Origin of the sequence: Azospirillum sp. B4 (assembly GCF_000333275.1) — a bacterium.
GTDB lineage: Bacteria > Pseudomonadota > Alphaproteobacteria > Azospirillales > Azospirillaceae > Nitrospirillum.
In genome coordinates this window covers 1-4,570 of record NZ_BACU01000444.1, presented here as the reverse complement: position 1 = coordinate 4,570, position 4,570 = coordinate 1, and the positions used below count along the sequence as shown (strand labels likewise).

General features: G+C 67.4%; 5 protein-coding genes. 4 read left to right on the top strand and 1 reads right to left on the bottom strand.

Annotated features, from left to right (window positions below; translation table 11 throughout):
- Positions 1 to 68: 68 nt before the first annotated feature.
- Positions 69 to 554 carry a GNAT family N-acetyltransferase gene (locus I55_RS19395; RefSeq protein ID WP_044562231.1) on the bottom strand — a complete coding sequence of 162 codons (486 nt, stop codon included), beginning with the start codon at positions 552 to 554 and terminating at the stop codon, positions 69 to 71.
- Positions 555 to 748: 194 nt separating this feature from the next.
- Here I55_RS19395 and I55_RS38565 point away from each other — a divergent pair, with 194 nt between their 5' ends.
- From I55_RS38565 to I55_RS19380, 4 genes are all read left to right on the top strand, one after another.
- Positions 749 to 964, top strand: a complete 216-nt coding sequence (locus I55_RS38565) for a cation:proton antiporter (RefSeq protein ID WP_252181216.1) — start codon at positions 749 to 751, stop codon at positions 962 to 964.
- Between the two features lie 10 nt (positions 965 to 974).
- Positions 975 to 2,567 (top strand): cation:proton antiporter, encoded by a 1,593-nt coding sequence (locus tag I55_RS19390; protein ID WP_286364310.1) that lies wholly within the window; start codon positions 975 to 977, stop codon positions 2,565 to 2,567.
- A 191-nt stretch (positions 2,568 to 2,758) separates the two neighbouring features.
- On the top strand, positions 2,759 to 3,841 hold the full coding sequence (locus I55_RS19385) for a polyamine ABC transporter substrate-binding protein (RefSeq protein ID WP_044562230.1): 1,083 nt from the start codon (positions 2,759 to 2,761) through the stop codon (positions 3,839 to 3,841).
- A 282-nt stretch (positions 3,842 to 4,123) separates the two neighbouring features.
- On the top strand, positions 4,124 to 4,570 hold a 447-nt coding region (locus I55_RS19380; RefSeq protein WP_044562229.1), incomplete at its 3' end, for an ABC transporter ATP-binding protein.

Sequence of the window (4,570 nt, the reverse complement as noted above, 5' to 3'; positions counted from 1 at the left end):
GCTTCCCCGGTCTCGAAAAGGCACCGTTGCAATATTGTCATCGCGGCCATTACCAGCCGGATAAAATATTAAAGGGACTGAAACATATAAATGGCGCCGTCGCCGTAGGATGAGACGTCAACTGTTTCATTTCCCACCGGCGCGAAGCCCCGCCGCGTCCAGAACCCCTCGGAATTATTGACCGACAGTAGGCGCATTTCTGTGAAGCCGGCTTCCCGTGCCTGGCGGGCCAGCAGAAGGACCGCGGCCTCGGCATGGCCTTGGCCCCGCGCGGCGGGATCGATGGCGATGTCGTGGATGTAGTAGACGTCCGCTTCCGTTGGCAGACCGCGCAGCACGTGGTTCAGCTTGGGCACCCTGCCTTTCACGTAGGGGTGGCTGACGGCATAGCCGCCGATGGTCCCGTCCGCCCTCTCCAGCACCAGGCATCCGGCGGGGTAGGTCGCCAGCTTGTCGGCCATGACCTCCAGCGCCTCGAAGAAGTCGACATGGATGGCGCAGGCCAGGGTGAAGACGGGGGGCATGTCGGCCGCCGCCATGGGACGCCAGGGCATGGGGGGAACGCTTCATTGTGACAGGAGTGGACGGGCGCATGTGCCGCCATGGGTGCGCGCCCGTCAAGGGTCTGTGCGCCGCGCGCCAGCCGCCCGCCTTGCCCCCATCCTCGCATCCTTGTTAGGGTCCGGAACATCGGGGGCCAAGCCGTTCAGGCGGCGGCCCTTTGGGGCAAGCCTTGGGGGTATCCCGCGTGACCGAGACGTCCGGCGTCGACCTGGTGCAGATCGTGGCCGTGCTGGGTGCCGGCGTGGTGGCGGCCCCGCTGTTCAAGCGCCTGGGCTTTGGGTCCATCCTGGGCTACCTGGCGGCGGGCCTGGCCATCGGGCCCTATGGCTTCCGCGTGCTGGGCGATCCCGCCGCCGTGCTGCACTTCGCCGAGCTGGGCGTGGTGATGTTCCTGTCCTGATCGGGCTGGAATGCGGCCCGCCAAGCTGTGGACCCTGCGCCGGCAGATCTTCCGCCTGGGTGTGGCGCAGGCGGCGGTCTGCGGCGCGGTGATGACCATCGCCGGCGTATTGGCCGGCTTCCCGCCCGCCGTGGCCTTCGTCGCCGCCATGGGCTTCGCCCAGTCCTCCACCGCCGCCATCATCCAGACCCTGGATGAGAAGGGGGAGATGTCCACCCCCTTCGGCCAGCGGTCCATGTCCATCCTGCTGCTGGAGGATCTGTCCGTCGTGCCGCTGCTGGCCGTCGTCGCCCTGCTGGCGCCGGAGGCTAGCCACGACCTGCGCGGCAGCTGGCTGGGTGTGGTGATCGCGGGGGCGGCCGTGGGCCTGGTGGTGGCGGCCGGGCGCTGGGTGCTGAACCCGCTCTTCGGTCTCCTGGCCGGGTCCAGGGTGCGGGAGGCGATGACGGCGGCGGCGCTGGCCGTGGTGCTGGGCACGGCGCTGCTGATGGAAAGCAGCGGCCTGTCCATGGCCATGGGTGCCTTCCTGGCCGGTGTGCTGCTGTCCGGATCCGGATTCCGCCACCAGCTGGAGGCGGATATCGAGCCCTTCCGCGGACTGCTGCTGGGCCTGTTCTTCATGGCCGTGGGCATGTCGCTGGACCTGGCGGTGGTGGCGGCGGAATGGCGCCTGGTGCTGCTGGTGCTGGCCGGCTGCATCGTCACCAAGGCGGCCGGCATTTATGCCGTGGCCCGCATTTCCGGTGCCGATTGCCGGGAGGCAATCCAGCGTACCACCCTGTTCGCCCAGGGCGGGGAGTTCGCCTTCGTCCTGTACGGCGCCGGCACCGCCGTGGGCGTGTTGGACGGGCAGGTCAACGCCGTCATGACGGCCACGGTCATCCTGTCCATGGTGCTGACGCCCATGACCGTGCGCCTGGTGTGGTCGCTGCTGCCCAAACCGGCCCTCGACACCGATGGCCTGGCCCGGCCGGACGGCCTCAGCGGCGCCGTGCTGGTCATCGGCTTCGGCCGCTTCGGCCAGGTTGTCAGCCAGACGCTGCTGGCCCGGGGGCTCGACGTCACCATCATCGACACGGATGTGGAGATGATCCAGGCGGCCACCAGCTTCGGCTTCCAGATCTATTACGGCGACGGCACCAACCTGGACGTGCTGCACGCCTCCGGCGCCGGGCGTGCCCGGGCGGTGGCGGTGTGCGTGGACGACAAGAATACCGCCAACAAGATCGTGGACCTGGTCAAGGGCAGCTTCCCCCATGCCGGGTTGCTGGTCCGGTCCTACGACCGCCGCCACACCCTGCACCTGATCGCCGCCGGTGTGGACCTGCAGGTGCGCGAAACCTGGGAATCGGCGCTGGCCTTCGGTCAAGGCGCGCTGGAGTTCCTGGGCCTGTCGGAGGAAGAGGCGCGGGAGACGGCGGAGGAGGTGCGCCGCCGCGACGCGGAGCGCCTGGCGCTGGAGCAGGCCAGCGGCCGCCTGATCGGCCTGAAGCAGTTCCTGCCGACGGAGCCCAAGCCCACGCCCCTGTTCCAGGCGGGCAAGGAGGCGCGGCCCCTGAGCCCCGAAACCGAGGCGATCGCGGCCCGCGGCACCCCGACCTGAGGCCGGGTGGGCGGCCAAAGGTGCGTGTGTTTTCCATGGCTTGCCCCAGACAGGATGGGCCTGTACGCACGGTGTAGCTCAAATAGGCGACAGGCGGCCCCCGCTGCTTGACAGGGCCGGCGCCATGGGGTGCAAATGCCCCCCGACCAGGGGCTTCATGGCCCGGCCGATTTCCAAGAACGGGGACGTGGATGAAAAAGAAGCTGGTGCCGCTGCTGGCGGGATTGGTGGCGGTGGTCGCCGGGGCCGCATGGGCGCAGACCAAGACGGTGCATGTCTATAACTGGACCGACTATATCGGCGAGACCACGCTGGCCGACTTCACCAAGTCCACCGGCATCCAGACCAAGTACGACGTCTATACCGACCTGGAAACCCTGGAGGCCAAGCTGCTGACGGGCAATTCCGGCTATGACGTCATCGTCCCCACGGCCCAGCCCACCCTGCGCAAGTTCATCCAGGCGCAGGCGGTGCAGAAGCTGGACAAGTCCAAGATCCCCAACCTGAAGAACCTGGACCCCGTCCTGATGGCCCGCCTGGCCGAGGTGGATCCGGGCAACGAGTACGCCGCCATCTACCAGTGGGGCACTGTCGGCATCGGCTACAACCCGGACAAGGTGAAGGCCGCCCTGGGCACCGCCACCATCGACAGCTGGAAGCAGGTGTTCGATCCGGAGAACGCCAAGAAGCTGGCCAGCTGCGGCATCGTCATCCTGGACAGCCCGGCCGACATCCTGCCGTCCGTCCTCAACTACCTGGGCCTGCCGCCCAGCAGCGAGAAGTCGGACGACGTGAAGAAGGCGGGGGAGCTGATGGCCAGCATCCGCCCCTACATCAAGACCTTCGTCCCGTCGGTCATCGATCCGCTGGCCAGCGGCGACGCCTGTGTCGCCATCGGCTATTCCGGCGACGTGCTGCAGGCGCAGGCCCGCTCCGGCGGCAAGGTCAAGATCGACTACGCCATTCCCAAGGAAGGCGCCCAGCTGTGGTTCGACACCCTGGCCATCCCGGCGGGGGCGCCGAACGTGGCCGAGGCCTACGCCTACATCAACTACATGCTGGACCCCAAGGTGATGGCCGGCATCAGCAACGCCGTGTCCTACGCCAACGCCGTGCCGGCCTCGCTGCCCCTGCTGAAGCCGGAGATCAAGGACAACCCGCGCATCTACCCGCCCAAGGAGGTGATGGACAAGCTGTTCACCATCAAGCAACTGGCCCAGCGGGCGGAGCAGGAGCGCAACCGCACCTGGACGCGGATCAAGACCGGCCGCTGAGGCTTATCGCCAGGGTGCAAGACCAGGGGCGCCGCCGACCGGGGCGCCCCTTTTTCCTGAGCGCGCCGCGCTTTCCCGGAAGCGGCATTTCATGTGATTTCGCGTTCGCGGAAAAAACGCGCGGCCCAGGGCCGCAGACCCCATAGTTCCGGTGGACAGCGGGGGCGCACCCTGGCATTCACCACGTTCGGAACGCTTTTCCGGGCAAGCGATTCCCAATTCAGGAAGCGCCCATCGGACGTCCCCATCAGGCCCACTTCCAGCAGTGTGATCCGCCGCCTCATGTCCGACGCCCCCGCCTCCCGTCCCCGACCGGCGTCATCCGGTCCCGCCGCCAAGTTCGAACCCTGGCGCGACCCCAATGCCAAGCCCTACGTTCAGATCGAGAAGGTGGTGAAGCGCTTTGGCGACTTCACGGCGGTGGACAACGTCAGCCTGTCGATCTATCGCGGGGAGTTCTTCTCATTGCTGGGCGGTTCCGGATCGGGCAAGACGACGCTGTTGCGCATGCTGGCGGGATTCGAGCAGCCGACCGAGGGCCGCATCTTCATCGATGGCGTCGACATGGCGGGCATCCCGCCCTACGACCGCCCGGTCAACATGATGTTCCAGTCCTACGCCCTGTTCCCCCACATGACGGTGGAGAACAACGTGGCCTTCGGCCTGCGCCAGGACGGCGTTCCCAAGGATGAGATCCGCGCCCGCGGGCCGAGATGCGGAGATGGGAAG